18 protein-coding genes and 1 riboswitch are annotated in these 19,704 nt (G+C 70.1%); of the genes, 4 read left to right on the top strand and 14 right to left on the bottom strand.

What is annotated here, in order from left to right:
• The first annotated feature begins 328 nt into the window (after positions 1–328).
• Both HCJ93_RS19350 and HCJ93_RS19345 read left to right on the top strand, forming a co-directional pair.
• A complete protein-coding gene (locus HCJ93_RS19350; protein WP_167996992.1) occupies positions 329–913 on the top strand; it encodes a hypothetical protein in 585 nt (194 codons plus the stop codon).
• A gap of 313 nt (positions 914–1,226) precedes the next feature.
• Positions 1,227–1,433, top strand: a complete 207-nt coding sequence (locus tag HCJ93_RS19345) for a DUF5999 family protein (RefSeq protein ID WP_167996991.1) — start codon at positions 1,227–1,229, stop codon at positions 1,431–1,433.
• 147 nt (positions 1,434–1,580) lie between these two features.
• Here HCJ93_RS19345 and HCJ93_RS19340 read toward each other — a convergent pair whose 3' ends face one another.
• The 3 genes from HCJ93_RS19340 to HCJ93_RS19330 form a co-directional block, all read right to left on the bottom strand.
• The gene (locus HCJ93_RS19340) at positions 1,581–2,345 is read right to left on the bottom strand and encodes a carbohydrate ABC transporter permease (protein ID WP_240967712.1); all 765 of its coding nucleotides are present in this window, start codon (positions 2,343–2,345) and stop codon (positions 1,581–1,583) included.
• Between the two features lie 146 nt (positions 2,346–2,491).
• A complete protein-coding gene (locus HCJ93_RS19335; protein ID WP_167996990.1) occupies positions 2,492–3,490 on the bottom strand; it encodes a carbohydrate ABC transporter permease in 999 nt (332 codons plus the stop codon).
• A gap of 6 nt (positions 3,491–3,496) precedes the next feature.
• The gene (locus tag HCJ93_RS19330) at positions 3,497–4,789 is read right to left on the bottom strand and encodes an extracellular solute-binding protein (protein WP_167996989.1); all 1,293 of its coding nucleotides are present in this window, start codon (positions 4,787–4,789) and stop codon (positions 3,497–3,499) included.
• A 300-nt stretch (positions 4,790–5,089) separates the two neighbouring features.
• Between HCJ93_RS19330 and HCJ93_RS19325 the strand changes: the two genes are divergently transcribed.
• A complete protein-coding gene (locus HCJ93_RS19325; protein ID WP_167996988.1) occupies positions 5,090–5,485 on the top strand; it encodes a TOBE domain-containing protein in 396 nt (131 codons plus the stop codon).
• 92 nt (positions 5,486–5,577) lie between these two features.
• Here the strand turns inward: HCJ93_RS19325 and gcvP are convergent, their stop codons facing one another.
• A complete protein-coding gene (gcvP, locus tag HCJ93_RS19320; protein ID WP_167996987.1) occupies positions 5,578–8,463 on the bottom strand; it encodes an aminomethyl-transferring glycine dehydrogenase in 2,886 nt (961 codons plus the stop codon).
• A gap of 173 nt (positions 8,464–8,636) precedes the next feature.
• Positions 8,637–8,732, bottom strand: a riboswitch (glycine riboswitch).
• A 131-nt stretch (positions 8,733–8,863) separates the two neighbouring features.
• Between gcvP and HCJ93_RS19315 the strand changes: the two genes are divergently transcribed.
• Entirely contained in the window at positions 8,864–9,238 is a 375-nt protein-coding gene (locus HCJ93_RS19315) for a PRC-barrel domain-containing protein (protein ID WP_167996986.1), read from the top strand.
• Here HCJ93_RS19315 and HCJ93_RS19310 read toward each other — a convergent pair.
• From HCJ93_RS19310 to clsA, 10 genes are all read right to left on the bottom strand, one after another.
• On the bottom strand, positions 9,157–10,794 hold the full coding sequence (locus HCJ93_RS19310) for a DNA polymerase IV (RefSeq protein ID WP_167996985.1): 1,638 nt from the start codon (positions 10,792–10,794) through the stop codon (positions 9,157–9,159). The genes HCJ93_RS19315 and HCJ93_RS19310 overlap by 82 nt on opposite strands.
• A gap of 35 nt (positions 10,795–10,829) precedes the next feature.
• Positions 10,830–11,513 carry a MerR family transcriptional regulator gene (locus HCJ93_RS19305; RefSeq protein WP_167996984.1) on the bottom strand — a complete coding sequence of 228 codons (684 nt, stop codon included), beginning with the start codon at positions 11,511–11,513 and terminating at the stop codon, positions 10,830–10,832.
• Positions 11,514–11,676: 163 nt separating this feature from the next.
• Entirely contained in the window at positions 11,677–12,150 is a 474-nt protein-coding gene (locus HCJ93_RS19300) for a bifunctional nuclease family protein (protein ID WP_026253112.1), read from the bottom strand.
• 82 nt (positions 12,151–12,232) lie between these two features.
• On the bottom strand, positions 12,233–12,973 hold the full coding sequence (gene ftsR, locus HCJ93_RS19295; RefSeq protein ID WP_167996983.1) for a transcriptional regulator FtsR: 741 nt from the start codon (positions 12,971–12,973) through the stop codon (positions 12,233–12,235).
• Between the two features lie 38 nt (positions 12,974–13,011).
• Positions 13,012–13,944 carry a zinc-ribbon and FHA domain-containing protein gene (locus HCJ93_RS19290; RefSeq protein ID WP_167996982.1) on the bottom strand — a complete coding sequence of 311 codons (933 nt, stop codon included), beginning with the start codon at positions 13,942–13,944 and terminating at the stop codon, positions 13,012–13,014.
• 61 nt (positions 13,945–14,005) lie between these two features.
• Positions 14,006–15,007: a DUF881 domain-containing protein gene (locus HCJ93_RS19285; RefSeq protein WP_240967707.1), complete on the bottom strand. Its 1,002-nt coding sequence runs from the start codon at positions 15,005–15,007 to the stop codon at positions 14,006–14,008.
• Positions 15,008–15,012: 5 nt separating this feature from the next.
• Positions 15,013–15,345: a small basic family protein gene (locus HCJ93_RS19280; protein ID WP_167996981.1), complete on the bottom strand. Its 333-nt coding sequence runs from the start codon at positions 15,343–15,345 to the stop codon at positions 15,013–15,015.
• Entirely contained in the window at positions 15,342–16,253 is a 912-nt protein-coding gene (locus tag HCJ93_RS19275; protein ID WP_206317651.1) for a DUF881 domain-containing protein, read from the bottom strand. The genes HCJ93_RS19280 and HCJ93_RS19275 overlap by 4 nt, the downstream gene beginning before the upstream one ends.
• Before the next feature lie 117 nt (positions 16,254–16,370).
• Positions 16,371–18,866: a mannose-1-phosphate guanyltransferase gene (locus HCJ93_RS19270; protein ID WP_167996979.1), complete on the bottom strand. Its 2,496-nt coding sequence runs from the start codon at positions 18,864–18,866 to the stop codon at positions 16,371–16,373.
• A gap of 107 nt (positions 18,867–18,973) precedes the next feature.
• Positions 18,974–19,591, bottom strand: a complete 618-nt coding sequence (clsA, locus tag HCJ93_RS19265) for a cardiolipin synthase ClsA (protein WP_167996978.1) — start codon at positions 19,589–19,591, stop codon at positions 18,974–18,976.
• Positions 19,592–19,704: the final 113 nt, after the last annotated feature.

Here is a 19,704-nt window from a genome sequence, read left to right as displayed (position 1 = left end):
CCGAGGTCATGCGTGTGCCCCTGGCCCGGAATCGGGATGAATGTTGCGTCTCATCGACCTGAAGTACCCTTGTGCGCCGCTTCAAGAGCAGCTAGGCGAAACACAGTCTGAACACGTGTCGTATAAACTTCCTGCACAAGGCAGAAGGTTGGCGCCCACGGTCGAGTGATCCAGCCGCGAGGCGTTGTTCGTAAGGCCTCACCCCCGCCTCGCGCTCCGACTCCCGGCCCCTGCCTTTCTGACCTTCGCGAGCAGACAGCGACGTCCGCAACGCCCCACCACGCCACGCCCTCGCGCCACCGTGCCTTCGAATGAGAGGCGACCCACCATGCCGCTGCATGTCCCCCAGGCTCCCGCGCCCGCACTGCGTTCCGTCCTGACCGCGCTCTCCTCCCCCACCGCGGTCCGCGAGGCCCGGACACCGTCCCTGCCGGCCGCGCAGGGACCGCTCACGCCCGAGCTGCCGCTGCCCGTGCACGTGCTCGACCGGATCACCGCCGAGGGCGTCTCCGCGACCCGGCTGGCCGGCTGGCGCTTCCTGATCCGCGGCGGCGAGCGGGCGGTGGCCGCCGCGGACGCGGTGCTCACCCCCGACGGCTGGACCTTCTCCCGGTTCTTCGAGGGCCCGTACATCGCCTCCACCGAGCTGGCGGTGCGCCAGGCCGAGGCCATGGCGCAGCCGTATCAGCCCCGGCTGCTGTCGGTGCCCGGCCTGTACATGCTGACCCTCTGGCTGCACGGCGACACGGCGGCGGACGGCGCCACCGGCCACCCGGCCGCCACCGATCTGCTCGTCCCGCTCGCCCCGGCGCCGCCCGGCATCGCCGCACACCGCCCGCACCGGGTCGCCGAGCTCCTGCCGGTGCTGACCCTGCGCGTGACGCCCACCCGCCTGCTCGGATCCCCGGCCTGACCACGGCTGCACGCCTCGGGACGCTCTGTGCACGGCTGGGTGCGCAGAGCGTCCCGCGGGGCCGGACTAGCCCTATCCGGTCACCGAGAACCACCCGAAGTGACAGTGCAGTTGGGCTGAACCGTCCGCGCGGGTGACACGTCATGAACTGGTGAGGGGCGGTGCCGCGAAATGCCTGCGGAAAACCGTCCATGGGGCAACACTGGTTCCGACCGACTTATCACAACGGGGGGCGGCCATGAACGACGCTTCAAGCCGCGCAACTGACACGACAGCCGACCCACAGGTCACCACAGAGCGAGAGAACCCAGCCATGTGCCAGCACCAGCCACCGTGCCCCTCAGCAGACTCCGCCGACCGGGAATCCGCCCGTCTCGTGGCGCACCACCCGGAGCAGGGCTGGAGCCTGCTGTGCAACGGTGTCGTGCTCTTCGAGGACACCGGTGAACTCCTGCCCGACGGCAGGATCATCGCGCCACAGCGTCCGCGGAGCACCGCCCAGGTGATGACCACCGCCTGAGCGACCCCGCCCGGGGACCACGAGGGGCCGGCCCGCATCAGCTTCATGCGGACCGGCCCCGACGCGTGTCAGGCCCTCTTCACTCACCGTGACGCGACCGCCGGGAAGCGGTGACGGCACGGCTGCGGGCGCTTCGGGGAAGCCCGGTCACCCCTTCGTCGCGCCCGCGGTGAGACCGCCGACGAGCTGCCGCTCGGCCACCGAGTAGAAGGCCAGCGCGGGAACCATGGCCAGCACCAGATAGGCGAACACCCGCGCGGTGTCCGCCGAGTACTGCCCCTGGAACTGCTGCACGCCGATCGGGATGGTCCACCAGGTGGACTCGGTGAACACCAGCAGCGGCAGGAAGAAGTTGTTCCAGCTGGTGACCACGGCGAGCACCGAGACCGTGCCCAGGGCCGGCCTGGCCATCGGTAGCAGGACCCGCCAGAAGAAGCCGAAAGGACCGCAGCCGTCGAGCGTGGCCGCCTCCTCCAGCTCCCCGGGGATCTGCCGGAAGAAGCCCCGCAGGATGATGATGGTCATCGGCAGCCCGAAGGCGGCCTGCGGAAGGATCACCCCCAGCGGGTTGTCCAGCAGGCCCATGGCGCGCAGCAGCAGGAACAGCGGCAGCGCGGCCACCGCGAACGGGAACATCAGCCCCATGGTGAACAGGGTGAACAGCACCTCCCGCCCCCGGAAGGCGAATCGCGCGAAGGAGAACGCGGCCAGTGCCGACACCGCGACCACCAGCAGCGCCGTGGCGATCGCGATGAAGGTGCTGTTGCCGACCAGCCGCCAGAAGTCCGTGGAGGCCAGGATGCCGGAGTAGTTGGAACCCACCCACGGGTCGGGCAGCCCGACGGGGTTGCGGGAGAGCTGGTCGGTGGACTTGAAGCCGGAGAGCACGGCGTACAGCAGCGGTACCGCCATGACCGCGCCCACCACGATCAGCACCACGTGCAGCGGCAGCGACCGCAGGAAGCGGCTGCGCGGGGACCGGGGCCCGCCCCGGGTGTCAGGGCTGCGCTTCCCCACGGACTTGTCCGTGGGCCTCTTCGCAGACTTCTCTGCGAGGGTCACTTCACACCTCCGCGCATGGTCGTGGTGGCACCCTCCAGGTCCCGGCGCAGGACGAACCGCTGGTAGGCGAGGGCGAAGACGAGGCTGATGCCGAACATGACCACGCTGATCGCGCTGGCGTAGCCGACCTGGTAGCGCTTGAAGCCGTACTGGAACATGGTCACGGCCATCGTCTCGGAATGGTGGTCGGGTCCGCCCTGGGTGATCACCCATACCAGGTCGAACAGCTGGATGGCCCCGATCACCGACAGGAACACGCTGATCCTGATCGTCGGCGCGAGCAGCGGCAGGGTGACATTGCGGAAGCGCTGCCAGGGCCCCGCCCCGTCGATCAGCGCGGCCTCGGTCAGCTCCTTCGGCACGGCCTGGAGCCCGGCCAGGTAGAGCATCATGTGGAAGCCGAAGTACTTCCAGGTCATCACCAGGAACAGCGTCGCCATCACCATGTCGGGGTCGGCGAACCATTCACCGCCCAGCCCCTCCAGGCCCACCTTGCCGAGGAGCTGGTCGGCGAGCCCGTCGCCGGGCGCGAAGATCATGGCGAACAGCACACCGGTGATCGCCTCGGACAGCACGTACGGGGCGAAGAACAGCATCCGGTACACCGCCCGGCCGCGCATGCGCTGATTGAGCATCACGGCCAGGGCGAGCGCGAACGGCAGCTGCAGCGCCAGCGACAGCGCGACCAGCAGGAAGCACCGCCACAGGTCGCCCAGGAACACCGGGTCCTTGAACAGCCGGGTGAAGTTCTCGCCGCCGATGTAGTCGGACGGCATGCCGAAGCCGCCCCAGCGGAAGAAGGCTGCGTAGCCGGCGAACAGGATCGGCAGCAGCACCAGCGCGGCGAACAGCAGCAGCGCGGGCACCTGGAAGCCGACGGCGGTGAGCCAGTTCCGGGTGCGCTGCCGCCGGCGCCCGCGCACCGCGGAGCGGGGCGAGGGCGGCGGGTCGGTCCGGGTGCCGGTCTTCTCCACCGGCGGGAACGTGGAGGTCATCGACGGCTACTGCTCTTCCTTCGCGGTCTTCGTGATCGACTGGGCGACCTGCTCGGGGGACTTGGACCCGGCGATCAGCGCGCCCACCGAGTCGTTGATCTCCTGGCCGAGGGCGGGGGCATAGGCCTGGTCGAGGTAGAGCTGGAAGCCGGTGGCGCTCTTGAGCTGCTTCTGCACGGCCTGGAGATTGCGGTCGGTCAGCGCCTCCTCGGCCGCGGGGACCACCGGCAGGACGCCGGTCTTCTTCACCAGTTCGCGGTCCGTGGTCTCGGAGGCGAAGAACTTCAGGAAGTCGACGGCGGCCTGCGGTGCGCCGCGCCGCAGCGCGTGTCCCCCGCCTCCGCCGAACACCTCGGTGATGCTGCCCTTTCCGCCCTCGACCGCGGGGAAGGGGAAGAAGCCGAGGTCGTCGCCGAGCCCCTTGCCCGCGTCGGACTGCACCACCGGCGCCCACTGCCCCATGAGCTCCATCGCCGCCCTGCCGTTGCCGACGGTGGCGGCCTGGCCGGTGGGCGTGGAGTAGGAGGCGCCCAGGAAGCCCTTCTGGAACGGCTGCAGAGCCACGAGCTCCTTCAAGTGCTCGCCGGCTTCCACGAATCCGGGGCCGGTGAAGTCCTTCTCCTCGTTGGCCTTGGCGAGGGCGTCGATGCCGGCCGTGCGCATCGCCAGGTACGCCCAGTAGTACATGGCGGTCCAGGTCTCCTTGCCAGCCAGGGCGAGCGGGGTGACGCCGGCGGACTTCAGCTTGCGCACGGCGTCGAGGAATCCGTTCCAGGTGGTGGGCGGCTCACCGATGCCGGCCTTCTTGAAGAGCGCCTTGTTGTACCAGAAGCCGACCATCCCGATGTCGAAGGGGATGCCGTAGAGCTTGTCGTCCAGCAGGTAGGGCTCCTTGGCGACGGGCAGCAGGCCCTCGGAGAAGTCCTTGGTGCGGTCGGTGAGGTCCTCGACCAGCCCGGCGTCGACCTGCTGCTTGAGCACACCGCCGCCCCAGGTGTGGAAGATGTCCGGCAGCTTCCCGGAGGAGGTCAGCGCGGTCATCTTCGCCTTGTAGGCGTCGTTCTCGAGCTGGACGATCTTTATCTTGACCTTGGGGTTCTGCGCCTCGAACTTCTTGGCCAGGGCGGCCCAGACGGTCTTGGTGGGCTCGGTGGTGGAGATGTTCCACCACTCGATCGTGGTCGTCCCCGACGACCCTCCGTCCGAGTCGCCGCCGCAGCCGCTCAGTGCGGTGATACCCAGACCGGCCGCGGCGGAGGCCGCCAGGAAGCCGCGGCGGGACAGTGCCGGGTCGCCCATGTCATGCGCTCCTTGAGGGTAGGGGGCGGCTGTCCGTGCACCCGCCCCGCTGTCGAAAGTTTCGGTCGAGATCCAGAAACATGCGTTGTTGCCGCACCCTAGAGACAGCCACCAAAGGGTGGCAAGACCTTGTGCAGGGCAAATCTGCGGCCAGCGGGACTCGCATCCGCCAGGTCGCAGCCCCGAGCGGACGAAACTTTCGGATCTTCGAGCGAACGTTCCGGACGCCTCGGGCGGTGCAGCCCGTCACCGGACCGGTACCGGGCCGCCACCGGTTCCCCGCGGCCTATCGTGATCGGCATGCAGTCCTACACGATCGGCCAGGCAGCGCGGCTGCTCGGCGTCAGCCCGGACACGGCCCGTCGCTGGGCCGACGCCGGGCGCCTCACCACCCACCGCGACGAGAACGGCCGACGCCTGATCGACGGGCGCGACCTGGCCGCCTTCTCGGTCGAACTCGCCCGCTCGACCGCCGCCGAGGAGGGCACCTCCTACACCTCGGCCCGCAACGCCTTCCCCGGCATCGTCACCGCGATCAAGCTCGGTGACGTCGCCGCCCAGGTGGAGATCCAGGCCGGCCCGCACCGGCTGGTCTCCCTGCTGACCCGGGAGGCGGTCGAGGACCTGGGCCTGGAGGTCGGTATGGAGGCCACGGCCCGTGTGAAGTCGACAAACGTCCATATCGACCGCGCATGACCGGCCTCCGGCCGGTCCGGACGTGAAATGGGGCTCCGCCCCGGCCGTGCGGCCGGGGCGGAGCCCCTTTCACTGTTCTCGGACGCCGGTCGTCAGTCCTCGTACGCGTCCAGCGGAGGGCAGGAGCAGACCAGGTTGCGGTCGCCGTAGGCCTGGTCGATCCGGCGCACCGGCGGCCAGTACTTGTCGGCGGCGCTCACCTCGCCCGGGAAGACGGCCTCCTCGCGGCTGTAGGGGTGGTCCCACTCGCCGCCGAGCATGGACGCCGTGTGCGGTGCGTTGCGCAGCGGGTTGTCGTCCGCGGGCCACTCGCCGGAGCCGACCTTCTCGATCTCGGCACGGATCGCGATCATCGCCTCGCAGAACCGGTCGAGCTCGGTGAGGTCCTCGGACTCGGTCGGCTCGATCATCAGCGTGCCGGCCACCGGGAACGACATGGTCGGCGCGTGGAAGCCGTAGTCGATCAGGCGCTTGGCCACGTCGTCCACGGTCACGCCGGTCGCCTTGGTCAGCGGGCGCAGGTCGATGATGCACTCGTGCGCGACCAGCCCGCCGGGGCCGGTGTAGAGCACCGGGTAGTGCGGCTCGAGACGCTTGGCGATGTAGTTGGCGCCGAGGACGGCGACCTGGGTGGCGCGCTTGAGGGCCTCGCCGCCCATGAGCCGGACGTACGCCCAGGAGATGGGCAGGATGCTCGCCGATCCCCACGGCGCCGCGGAGACCGGCCCGACCCCGGTCTCCGGCCCGGCCTCGGGCTGGAGCGGGTGGTTGGGCAGGTACGGGGCCAGGTGGGCGCGCACGCCGACCGGGCCGACGCCGGGACCGCCGCCACCGTGCGGGATGCAGAAGGTCTTGTGCAGGTTCAGGTGCGAGACGTCGCCGCCGAAGTGGCCGGGCTTGGCCAGGCCGACCAGGGCGTTGAGGTTGGCGCCGTCGACGTACACCTGGCCGCCGGCCTCGTGCACCTGGGCGCAGATGTCGGCGACGTGCTCCTCGAAGACGCCGTGCGTCGACGGGTAGGTGATCATCAGCACCGCCAGCTGGTCACGGTACTGCTCGATCTTGGCGCGCAGGTCCTCGACGTCGACCTCACCGTTGTCGGCGGTCTTGACGACGACGACCTTCATTCCGGCCATCACGGCGCTGGCGGCGTTGGTGCCGTGCGCGGAGGACGGGATGAGGCAGATGGTGCGCTGCTCCTCGCCGTTGGCGCGGTGGTAGCCGCGGACGGCGAGCAGACCGGCCAGCTCGCCCTGGGACCCGGCGTTGGGCTGGAGGGACACCTTGTCGTAGCCGGTGACCTCGGCGAGGCGCTCCTCCAGTTCGCGGATGAGGGTGAGGTAGCCCTCGGCCTGCTCGGCGGGCGCGAAGGGGTGCAGCGCGCCGAACTCGGGCCAGGTGACCGCCTCCATCTCGGTGGTGGCGTTGAGCTTCATGGTGCAGGAGCCCAGCGGGATCATGCCGCGGTCCAGCGCGTAGTCGCGGTCCGCGAGGCGGCGCAGGTAGCGCAGCATCGCGGTCTCGGAGCGGTGCTGGTGGAAGACCGGGTGGGTCAGGTACTCGTCGGTGCGCAGCAGGGCGTCCGGCAGCGCGTCCGAGACGCCGGCGTCCAGCGCCTCGACGTCGCCCTCGGTGCCGAAGGCGCGCCAGACGGCGGCGAGCTGGGCCCGGCCGGTGGTCTCGTCGCACGCGATGGAGACGTGGTCGGCGTCGACCTGACGCAGGTTGACCCCGTTGTCGCGGGCGGCCGCGACGATCTCGGCGGCCCGGCCCGGGACCCGTACGGTGAGGGTGTCGAAGTAGGCGCCGTGCACGATCTCGGCGCCGGCGGCGCGCAGGCCCTCGGCGAGAACGGCCGCGTAGCGGTGGGTGCGCCGCGCGATGGTGCGCAGGCCCTCGGGACCGTGGTACACGGCGTACATGCCGGCCATCACGGCGAGCAGCACCTGGGCGGTGCAGATGTTGCTGGTGGCCTTCTCGCGGCGGATGTGCTGCTCACGGGTCTGCAGCGCCAGCCGGTAGGCCTTGTTGCCGTCCGCGTCCACGGAGACGCCGACGAGGCGCCCTGGGAGGCTGCGGGCCATCTTCTCCCGGACGGCCATGTAGCCGGCGTGCGGCCCGCCGAAGCCCATCGGCACGCCGAAGCGCTGGGTCGTGCCGACGGCGATGTCCGCGCCCAGCTCGCCGGGGGACTTCAGCAGGGTGAGCGCCAGCAGGTCGGCGGCGACGGTGACGAGCGCGCCGAGCTCGTGCGCCTGGTCGATCACCGGCTTGATGTCGCGTACGGCTCCGGAGGCTCCGGGGTACTGGATGAGCACGCCGTTGATCTCGCGCTCGGCGATCCCGGCGGGGATGCCCTCGCTGAGGTCGGCGACGACGACCTCCACGCCGGTCGGTTCGGCGCGGGTCTGGATCACGGCGATGGTCTGCGGCAGCGCGTCCGCGTCGACCAGGAACAGGCCCTTCTTGTTCTTGCCCATGCGCCGGGACAGCGCCATCGCCTCGGCAGCGGCGGTGCCCTCGTCGAGCAGGGAGGCCCCGGAGGTCGGCAGGCCGGTGAGGTCGGCGACCATGGTCTGGAAGTTCAGCAGCGCCTCGAGCCGACCCTGCGAGATCTCCGGCTGGTAGGGCGTGTAGGCCGTGTACCAGGCGGGGTTCTCCATCACGTTCCGCAGGATCACGGGCGGGGTGAAGGTCCCGTAGTAGCCGAGCCCGATCATGGAGTCGAGGACCTGGTTGCGGTCGGCCAGCGAGCGCAGCTCGGCCAGCACCTCGGCCTCGGTGCGGGCGCCCGGCAGGTCCAGCGCGCCGGCGTTCTTGATCACATCCGGCACCGCGGCGGCGGTCAGCTCGTCGAGCGAGCCGTAGCCGACCTGGGCGAGCATCTTGGCCCGGGCCTCGTGGTCGGGGCCGATGTGGCGCTGCTCGAAGGGCGTTCCCTGTTCGAGCTCGGAGAGCGGAGTGCGGTGGGCGGTCATTGCGGAGGCCTCCTGGTCTGACGACCTTCGAGGGGCACCACGGCGCGGGTGCCCGGACGGCCTCCCCCTCTGTCATCTCGACCTGAGAGCTTCACCGGATCGCCGTAAGGGACCCGGCTTTCACCGTCGGTGAGAGCGGAAGCCGTGACACCCGCCCTGCTTTCCAGAGTGACCTCGTCCGTGCGGTACGTGGGCCTGAGAGATTCCGGGGAGGATTTGCTCCTTCGGCGCCTCCAGTGGGGCCTGGAGGACTCTCCCGCACGGGGTCAGCAGCCGTCTGCCAGCGTACCAGCGAGGGCAAGGCCGGGCCCTGGCCGGGAACCTCCGAGTGGCCGCTGCACCGTTTGTGCCTTTTTGTAGTACTTACGGATGAGTTTTGCGACCAGTGGAGGGGTGGCCCGTGGACACCGACATCGATCCGCGCAACCTGATCGGCCGCAAGGCGTTCGACCGCGACGGAAACCGCATCGGCACGGTCGACGAGGTGTATCTCGACGACGCCACCGGCGTACCCGAGTGGGCGGCGATACGCACCGGCCTGTTCAGCAGGGACGCGTTCGTTCCCCTGGAACCGAGCGAGCTGATCGACGGCGCCCTCCACGTGCCCTACGACCGCGCCCTGATCAAGGACGCCCCCGACTTCGGCGTGGGCCGTCACCTCTCCCCGGAGCAGGAGCTCCAGCTCTACCACCACTACGGACTGGACGTCGCCGCCCCGCCCCCGCTCCGTGACCGCGACTTCGGCAAACTCGCCGGCAAGGACAAGCAGGCCTGACGCTCCCGCCGTCCCGCCCCGGCAACCTCCGAGGCCGGCTCCGCCGCCGTTTCACCGGGTGGCGCCGCACCCCCGTGCGACGTCGTCCCGGCGGGCGCCGTCTTGTCATCCGGCGCGGCGCCCGCGGGCGCCGCGCCGTCGTCCGTTCCCGCGTCGTCCGGACGCCAGGTCCTCGCTGTCGAGGAGGCGGGGGACGCTCCCGAGGAGGCGGGGGACGCTCCTCGGGGCACCAGCGGCAGCGGGTCCGCCGGCTCGAGGGCCGGGTCGTCGATGCGGAAGGTGCGGACGCGGCCCGGGGGTGAGTCCGGGGTCTCGAAGCGCACGGTGACGCGGCCGAGGCCGCTGCCCTGGACCCAGCCGTGTCCGTACTCGGCGTGGTGCACGTCGTGGCCCGCGGCCCAGCTGCGCTCGGGGGGTGCCGGTGCCTCCTCGGCCGGCTCGGCCGTCGGTTCGCCGGTGTCCGGCGACTCCTCCTCGCGCTCTCCCGCTGCCTGTGCGAAGAGGTCCTCCTGGGTGAAGTCGGCCAGTCCGCTCACGCCGACGCCGAGCAGCCGGACCCCGCCCGTGGTCTCCACGGAGTCCAGCAGGCGCGCCGCCGCCTCCCGCACCACGGCCGGGTCGTCCGTGGGGCCGCGCAGTGTCTCGGACCGGGTGAGCGTGGAGAAGTCGTAGCGGCGCACCTTGAGCACGATCGTCCGGCCGGACAGCCCGGCCGCGCGTAGCCTGCGCACGCACCGGTCGGCGAGCCGGCGCACCTCCATCGCCACCCGCACCCGGTCGTGGATGTCCACGTCGTAGGTGTCCTCCACGGACACCGACTTGGTCTCCCGCTCGGCCACCACCGGCCGCTCGTCGCGCGCCAGCGCCATCGCGTGGAGCGACTGTCCGTGCGCCTTGCCGAGCAGCCGCACCAGCTCGTCCTCACCGGCCTCGGCCAGCTCGCCGACCGTGTGGATGCCGGCGCGGCGCAGATGGTCACCGGTGGCCGGGCCCACCCCGGGAAGCGTACGCACGGGCAGAGGGGCCAGCAGCTCCCGCTCGGTTCCGGGCTCGATCACGGCCAGGCCGTCCGGCTTGGCGTGCTCGGACGCGATCTTGGCGAGCATCTTGGAGGCCGCGAGCCCCACCGACCCGGTCAGCCCGGTGACCTCCCGGATGTCCGCGCGCAGCTTGGCGCCTGCCAGCCGCGCCGAACGCTCGTCCCAGGCCGTCCCGCCGGCCTCCAGGTCCACGAACGCCTCGTCCAGGCTCAGCGGCTCCACCAGCGGCGAAAGAGCCCGCAGCAGCTCCATGACCTGTTCGCTGATCGACCGGTAGAAGGCGAACCGCGGCACCAGATACGCCGCGTGCGGGGCGAGCCTCCGCGCCTGCGCCATGGGCATCGCGGAGTGCACGCCGAAGACCCGGGCCTCGTAGGAGCAGGTGGCGACCACCCCACGCGGTCCCAGCCCGCCCACGATCACGGCCTTACCGCGCAGGCTCGGCTTGGACGCCTGCTCCACCGAGGCGAAGAAGGCATCCATGTCGAGATGCAGGATCGTAGGCGCGGACCTCACGTCTTTGATGCTGCCCTACGCCACTGACAACCGCCTCAGACCGCGCGGTTGCGGCGGCGGGCCAGCTCGTCGGCCGGGTTGTGGCCGATCAGCGTCTCGCCGGTGTCGATGCGCTCCCCGTGCAGCTGGGACAGGGCGCTCTCGACGTCCCGCCACACCACGCCCACGGCGATCCCGAAGATGCCCTGACCGCCCTGCAGCAGGGCGTGCACCTCGTCCGGCGACGTGCACTCGTAGACCGTCGCGCCGTCGCTCATCAGCGTCATCCGCTCAAGGTCGCGGAAGCCGCGCTCACGCAGATGCTGCACGGCGGTGCGGATGTTCTGCAGCGAGACCCCGGTGTCCAGGAACCGCTTGACGATCTTCAGGACGACGACATCCCGGAAGCTGTAGAGCCGCTGGGTGCCCGACCCGTAAGCCGGTCGCACACTCGGCTCGACCAGCCCTGTGCGGGCCCAGTAGTCGAGCTGCCGGTAGGTGATGCCGGCCGCGGCGCAGGCCGTGGGCCCTCGATAGCCGATCTGCTCGGACGCCATGGACGCAGCCCCTCCGCTGTCCGGCACGGGTGTCGGCCGCTGCGGAGCGCGGGCGGCGGTACCGCTCTGGGCCGGATAGCCCATGCTCGAACGCAGCCGGGAGCCGGGAGGAGGATACGGCCCACCCGCCCCGAGGCTGCGCCCGGGGGCACCTCCCGCCGTACCGTCGCCGCTGCTTCTCACGCCGACCTCCGTCCTTGACCTGCCTCCTCGACGGTAGGCAGTCACCAAGGGTGCGTCAACGATCGCCACACTCGGCACGCCGAGTGATAATCACCCTAAGAGTGGTTTCCCGTGCCCGTCCGCCGGGAAAGGGTAGCCGAATGGCCTCTGGCGGGGCGGTCGGTCACTGGCTGCTGGTCCCGAAGTCCTCCGGCGAGATCTGGTCCAGGAACTCGCGGAACTTCTCGACCTCGTCCTCCTGTTCGTCGGGGATGGCGATGCCGGCGTCGTCGAGCACCGTGTCACTGCCGTAGATCGGCGTCCCGGTACGCAGCGCCAGCGCTATGGCGTCGGACGGGCGGGCGCTCACCTCCACCCCGCTCGCGAAGACCAGCTCCGCGTAGAAGACGCCCTCACGCAGATCCGTGATGCGCACTTCCGTGAGCTCCTGGCCCACGGCCTCGAGCACGTCCTTGAACAGGTCGTGGGTCAGCGGCCGTGCGGGAGCCATGCCCTGCTGGGCGAAGGCGATGGCCGTCGCCTCCCCCGGTCCGATCCAGATGGGGAGGTAGCGGTCCCCTCCCACTTCACGCAGCAGCACGATCGGTTGGTTGGAGGGCATTTCGACCCGGACACCTACGACATCGAGCTCGTTCACACAGCAACCCTAGGCCGTGCCCGGGACGTTTGGGTAGTCGGACCGGGATCGGGTGGCGGATCCGGCGTCACAGGATTCCCGGTCAGGGCTGACGGACGCCGAGCGCCGTCCGCACCAGCGCCGCGTGCAGCTTCACCGTCAGCCCGGCCAGCTCCTTGGTACGGGCCTCGGCACGGGCCCTGGTCTGCGGGTTGCGGTGCCGTCTGAGCGGGGCGACGACCTGCTCCACCAGACCGGCCTCCCGGTCCGCGGCCGCCTTCATGGCCCTGAGGTGACGCGGCTCGATACCGTGCCGCCCCAGTTCGCCGACCAGCTCGGCGATGGTGACCGCCTCGGCGTCGTAGACGCCGTCCTCCACCTGGGTGAGCAGCCCGTACGACTCCCACTCGGCGAGCGTCCGCTCGTCGATGCCGGCCGCCGCGAGCAGCTGCTCCCGGCCGATACGGGCCGCGACGGGCCCGTCCGCCGTGGACTCGACGGCGCTGTGCACGTCCCGCCGGCCGCCCACCGCGGGCAGCCGTACCGCCTCGCCGCGCTCCATCGCCGCCAGATGCTCCCGGATCACCTTCAGCGGCAGATACATGTCCCGCTGCATCCTGAGCACCAGGCCGAGGCGCTCGACATCGGCGGCGCTGAACTTGCGGTATCCCGACGGGGTCCGCCGCGGCTCGACCAGCCCCTCCGACTCCAGGAAGCGGATCTTGGAGATGGTGACCTCGGGGAACTCCTCGCGCAGCACGTTCAGCACCGTGCCGATGCTCATCAGTCCGGTGTCCGGTGCGGCGGTGCCGTGCCCGGCACCGCCGCTCGGTGTATGAGGCATGAACCTTCCCTCGGTCCCCGGTCGGCGTCCGGGGAGGGTCAGTAGCCCCGCTGGCTCGTGTAGAAGACCAGCCGGTACTTGCCGATCTGCACCTCGTCGCCGTTGGACAGGGCGACCTGGTCGATCCGCTCGCGGTTGACATAGGTGCCGTTCAGGCTGCCCACGTCCGCGACGGTGAAGGAACCGTCCGGGCCCCGGCGGAACTCCACGTGCCGACGGGAGACGGTCACGTCGTCCAGGAAGATGTCGCTCTGCGGATGACGGCCGGCCGTGGTCAGGTCGCCGTCGAGCAGGAAGCGGCTGCCCGCGTTCGGCCCGCGGCGCACCACCAGCAGCGCCGACCCCATGGGCAGGGCGTCCACGGCCGCCTGCGCCTCGGGAGAGAGCGCCGGCACCTGCGTCTGCCCGGTCGTCTCGGCGTCGTAGGCCTCGATACCGGAGATGGAGATGGTGGACGTCGTCTCGGAGGACCGCTCCGGCGTGACACCGGGCCTCAGCGGGGCGCCGCAATTGGAGCAGAAGCGGCTGTTCTCCGCATTGCGGTTACCGCACCTCGTACACACCAGGGCCGACATGGACGGATCCTCCTGCCGCGGCTGCCCACCAGGGACTTGGGACGCGTACGGGTCCGAAAAGTCTCCACCCGTACCTGAGGTTGACGGTTGTCCGAAACCTATGCCGCCCTGCTGGGCGGGGTCAACCGACGGCGCGCCCTGGCCGCCGACCTCGTCCCGGAACAGCGGACGCTGCCCTTCCGCCTCGGACTGTGCGCGGTGCTGAGAGGTGGCGTCGCCGCTGCCCTCTCGCGCGCTCTTGCCGAACAACTTCGCAAACAACTTCACGGGCGATTCCCCTTGACCGAAACAGACCCGCCCGTGGGGCAGGACGAACCCTGACTGAACACTCTGGCCGACCCGGACATCCTCACAACGTCCGTATCCACCAGACAGTTTCCACCACGCACCAGCCAATCGGTGCGCCGACCCCCCGCAACCTCATGCCCGCGCCGGACGCCCCCCGCATACCCCCCGTTCACTGCGAGGACGACCGAGCGTAGTCAGGCCGCTTCGCCGCTCGCAAGGCATCCACGACGATCTTGGTCGACCGTTCCACGGCTACGGTGGCCTGTTCCTTCTCGAGAGTCTGCACCACGCCTCCGGGAATGTTGAGAGCCGGCTCCAGGTCCTGCGGCTTGCCGATGACCTTGAAACGATAGGGGGCGTTGATCTTGTTCCCGTCGACGCTCACTCCGTTGCCCGAATCCGCGAGGTAGGTCCCGGCGACGACCCGCACGCCGTTCACCTGGATCGCCTCGGCCCCGGCGGCGCGCAGCTCCTGGATGGCGTCGAGCAGCATGTCCGCCTCGACCGTCCCCTTCGTGTCCTCGATGGTCATCGTGATGCCCGGGCCCTGAGCCGCCACGGTGCCCGCCAGCACGCCGAGTTGCCGTTCCTTCTCGATCGTCTGCCTGCGGGCCTCCTCGGCCTGGTCGGAGCTGTTCTCCAGCTCGTCGCGCTGCTTCTCGAGCCCTTGCTTCTCGTCCTCTAGACGCTGGGTGCGGTCGTCGAGTTCATCGAGAATGCGCACCAGATCCTCCTGGCGGGCACCGCGCAGGGCGCTGTCGGTCTCGCTGTTGGAGGCCACCTGGACGGCCAGGCCGAAGCCGAGGCCGAACAGCAGCAGCGCCACGATGAGTTGGGCCCGGGTGACGCGCGGCGGCCACAGCCCGTTGATCAGCCGCTGCCGCCCGGTGAGCTCCGGCGCGGCAGCGGAGCCGGACTCCCGCCGGTCGCCCGCCTGCCCCGCGGGGTGCGCCGCGCCCGCCTCGGCCCCGGTCTTGCCGCCGGCTCTCGCCTCTCCCGGCACCTCCTCCGGCAGCTCCTTGCGCAGCCCGCCCGCCCGCGCCGCCGGGGGCGCGGCCTTCGGCCGGCCGCCGCCCGCCCGCCCGGGCGCCCCCTGCTCGCGTGCGCCGCCGTGCTCCGGCCCGCCGGGCTGCTCGGGCCCGCGCTCGCGCTCGTCGTCCTGCTCGCTCATCGGCCTCACGCCCGGAACACGTGCCGGCGGATCGCCGCGGCGTTGGAGAAGATGCGGATGCCGAGGACCACCACGACACCGGTGGACAGCTGCGCGCCCACGCCCAGCTTGTCGCCGAGGAACACGATCAGCGCGGCCACGACCACGTTGGACAGGAACGACACCACGAAGACCTTGTCGTCGAATATCCCGTCGAGCATGGCCCGGAAGCCGCCGAAGACGGCGTCCAGCGCCGCCACCACGGCGATCGGGAGATACGGCTCGACGGCGGCAGGAACCTCGGGCCGGACCAACAGGCCGGCCACGACTCCCACGACGAGGCCCAGTACGGCGATCACGATGTGCCCTTCTCGGTTTCGGATATCGGCTGTGCGGTGCGCACGATGACGCTGGGTGCGGCGGGCAGCCGGAGGTCGTCCTCGACGGAGAGGGCGGTCCGGATGCCGTAGTTCTCCTGCAGGGCGTGCAGATACAGCCCGTCCGCGCTGTTCTGGAACCGGTCGCTGAGATTCCGGCCGTTCCCCACCGCCAGCACCGTGTACGGCGGCACCAGCGGCCTGTTGTCGACCAGTATCGCGTCGCCCGCCGCCCTGATCGCCGACAGGGCCGTGAGCCGCTGTCCGTTGATCGCGACGGCCTCTGCGCCGGACTCCCACAGCCCGTTGATCACGCGCTGCATGTCACGGTCGCGGACCCGGCCCGTGTCGGAGAACCCGGAGGTGGAACGGGGGTCACCGTCACCGCCCGCGCTCGCGTCCCTGGCGTCGTCGACCACGAGCTTCACTCCGGGCCCGTGCACCGGCGTGGCGCCGGACAGGATGCCGACCAGTTCGGACCGGTCACCGCTGCCGCCGTGCCCGATCGCCTCGCGCTGCCGGGCGCTGACCTCCTCCCGCAGTTCGTCGACGCTCTTCTCCAGCCGGTCGGCGACCGCGGTCTCCCGGTCGATCCGGTCGATCAGCTCCTCGCGCTCCTTGGCGACGACGGGTGCGGCCACCCGTGCCTGCGCCGCTCCCACGGTCACCACCAGGGCGGCCAGCACCAGACCCGCGGCGAGCCCCAGCTTGGCCCTCAGCGTCCTCGGCAGGCCCCCCTCCCCCTCGGCCCTCTTCCGGGCGGCGGCCTCGGCGTAGCCGTCGTCGAGACTGTGGTCCATGACGTTGGTGAGCAACGACATCGACGCATCCGGGCGCGGCGGCCGCTGGGGAGTGCTCCGAACGGGGGGTTGCTGCGGCATGCCGCACATCGTCGCACGCCGCGCCCACTGTCTTCGAACGACCCTGCCCGTGTGCCGGGCGACCCCCTGTCGGGGCACGCCCGGCACACGGGCCCGGTCGGTTTCAGGGTCCTTCAGGGTTCGCCGTCACCGGCCCGCGCTGTCCACCACCGCCGACCACTCGTCGAGCAGCGCCTGCGCGGAGGCGTCGTCGGGCCCCTCGGCCCACAGGTGCGTGACCGCCTCGGCCGGGTCGGGCAGCACCATCACCCAGCGGCCGTCGGCCTCGACCACCCGCACGCCGTCGGTGGTGTCCACATGGCGGTCGCCGGCCGCCTCGACGACCCGGCGCATCACCAGGCCCTTGACCGCCCACGGGGTCGCCAGGTCCCGCTTGATCACATGCGCCCGCGGGATGCGCGCGTCGATCTGGCTGAGAGTCAGCTGCGTGCGCGCGACCAGGCCGATCAGCCGGACGAAGGCCGCGGTGCCGTCGTAGACACTGCTGAACTCGGGGACGATGAAGCCGCCCTTACCGTCACCGCCGAAAATGGTGCCGTCCTCGCGGCCGACGCGGGTGAGGTCGTCCGGCGAGGTCGTCGTCCACTCGACCTGGGTGCCGTGATACGCGGCCACCTGCTCGGCGATCCGGGTGGTGGTCACCGGGAGCGCCACCCGGCCACTGCGCCGCTCGGCCGCGATCAGGTCCAGCATCACCAGCAGGGCACGGTCGTCCTCGATGATCCGGCCCTTCTCGTCGACCAGCGAGAGCCGCTCGCCGACCGGGTCGAAGCGCACACCGAACGCGGCGCCCGAGGAGGCCACGATCTCCCCGAGCCGGACCAGTCCCGAACGCCGCTGGTCGGCCGTCTCGGTCGGCCGGGACTCGTCCAGTCCGGGGTTGATGGTCAGCGAGTCCACCCCGAGCTTGCCGAGCAGGCTCGGCAGCACCAGACCGGCGCTTCCGTTGGAGGCGTCCACGACGACCTTCAGCCCGGACTCGGCGATCCCGGTGATGTCGACATTGCGCAGCAGCGAGCCGGTGTACGAGTCGAAGACGCTGGACGGGAAGTGCAGGTCGCCGATCTCGCCGGGGAAGGCACGCCGGTACTCCTGGCGTGCGAACACGCGGTCCAGCTTGCGCTGGCTGGCCTGGGAGAGGTCGGCGCCGTTGCCGTCGAAGAACATGATGTCGACGGAGTCCGGCACACCGGGCGTGGTCCGGATCATGATGCCGCCGGCGCTGCCCCGCGCGGTCTGCTGCCGGGCCACGGGCAGCGGCACGTTCTCCAGGTCGCGCACGTCGATGGCGCTGGCCTGCAGCGCGGAGATGACGGCCCGCTTGAGCGCGCGGGCACCGCGGGAGTGGTCGCGGGCGGTGGTGACCGTCGAGCCCTTCTTGAGGGTCGTCGCATAGGCACCGGCCAGCCGCACGGCCAGCTCGGGGGTGATCTCGACGTTGAGGATGCCGGAGACGCCGCGGGCGCCGAAGAGATGCGCCTGGCCTCTGGACTCCCAGATGACCGAGGTGTTGACGAAGGCACCGGCCTCGATGGTCTTGAACGGGTAGACCCGCACATTGCCCTGGACGATCGATTCCTCACCGATCAGGCACTCGTCACCGATGACCGCGCCGTCCTCGATCCGGGCCGCCCGCATGACGTCGGTGTTCTTGCCGAGCACACAGCCGCGGAGGTTGCTGTGCGGCCCGACATAGACGTTGTCGTGCACGACGGCCTTGTGCAGGAAGGCACCGCTCTTGACGACGACGTTGGAGCCGATGACGGTGTGCTCGCGGATCTCCGCGCCGGCCTCGACCTTGGCGTAGTCGCCGATGTAGAGCGGTCCGCGCAGCACTGCGTCGGGGTGCACCTCGGCGCCTTCGGCCACCCAGACGCCCGGGGAGATCTCGAAGCCGTCGATGTCGACGTCGACCTTGCCCTCGAGGACGTCGGCCTGCGCCTTCACATAGCTCTCGTGGGTGCCGACGTCCTCCCAGTAGCCCTCGGCGACATAGCCGTAGATCGGCTTGCCTTCCTTCATCAGCTGCGGGAAGACATCGCCGGACCAGTCGACGGGCACATCGGGCTCGACATAGTCGAAGACCTCGGGCTCCATCACATAGATGCCGGTGTTCACGGTGTCGGAGAACACCTGGCCCCAGGTGGGCTTCTCCAGGAAGCGCTCGACCTTTCCGTCCTCGTCCACGATGGTGATGCCGAACTCCAGGGGATTCGGCACGCGGGTCAGGCAGACCGTGACCATCGCGCCCTTTTCCTTGTGGAAATTGATGAGCTCGGTCAGGTCGAAGTCGGTCAGTGCATCGCCGGAGATGACGAGAAAGGCATCGTCCTTGAGGGCCTCCTCGGCATTCTTGACGCTTCCTGCGGTGCCGAGTGGCTTCTCCTCATTGGCATAGGTGAGCTCCATGCCGAGCTCTTCGCCGTCACCGAAGTAGTTCTTGACGAGTGACGCCAGGAATTGGACGGTCACAACGGTTTCGTTGAGCCCATGCTTTTTGAGCAGCCGCAGAACATGCTCCATGATCGGCCGATTGGCCACCGGCAGGAGCGGCTTGGGCATGCTTGAGGTCATGGGGCGCAGGCGCGTGCCTTCGCCCCCGGCCATCACAACGGCCTTCATGTCGGAAGCGTCCTCCTCGAAGAGACGACGAGTCTGGCCGACTTCACCCACCAGGATTGTCCCGCACAGTTTTCAGGCGGGCGACCGCACCGACATGCGCGTGCCTATCAGCGGGTTCTTTCGGCCATGGCGTCCGCCCGGACCAGTCGGCGGACTTGCACCACGTAGAGGACTCCTGCCCACCAATACAGGGTTGTACCCCATCCGGCGAACGCCCATCCGAAAATAGCAGCGAGTGACGCGATCCAGCCACTTCCGTCACTGAGCAGGAGCAGCGGGAAGGCATACATCAAGTTGAACGTGGCGGCCTTGCCGAGGAAGTTCACCTGCGGCGGCGGATAGCCGTGACGCCGGAGGATACCCACCATCACCAGCAGAACCAGCTCTCGCGCCAGCAGCACACAGGTCAGCCACAGCGGCAGAATCTCGCGCCAGGTGAGACCGACCAGGGTCGAGAGTATGTAGAGCCGGTCGGCTGCGGGATCGAGCAGCCGGCCCAGACTGCTGATCTGATTCCAGCGCCTGGCGAGCTTGCCGTCCAGATAGTCGGTGACACCGCTGAGGGCCAGGACGAGCAGCGCCCAGCCGTCACTCTTCGGACCGCCGAACTCGGGCCGCAGGATGAGCCACAGGAACAGGGGCACGCCGACGAGCCTCGCCATGCTGAGGATGTTCGGGATGGTGAGGACACGGTCCGTCTGGACGCGAGTCTCCTGGACCTCCACCCGGGGGCCTCCTGTGGGGGAACGAGCCAACGATGCTCCCTGACCTTACATCAACGCAGAAAAGCTCCGGCTCTCGGGCTGTACGCCCAAGAGCCGGAGCTGCAAAAGGAGTT

The sequence above is a fragment of the Streptomyces composti genome, from assembly GCF_012034205.1.
GTDB classification, from domain to species: domain Bacteria; phylum Actinomycetota; class Actinomycetes; order Streptomycetales; family Streptomycetaceae; genus Streptomyces; species Streptomyces composti.
Note: the sequence above shows the minus strand (reverse complement) of the source record. Positions and strands in the feature narration are given on the sequence as shown.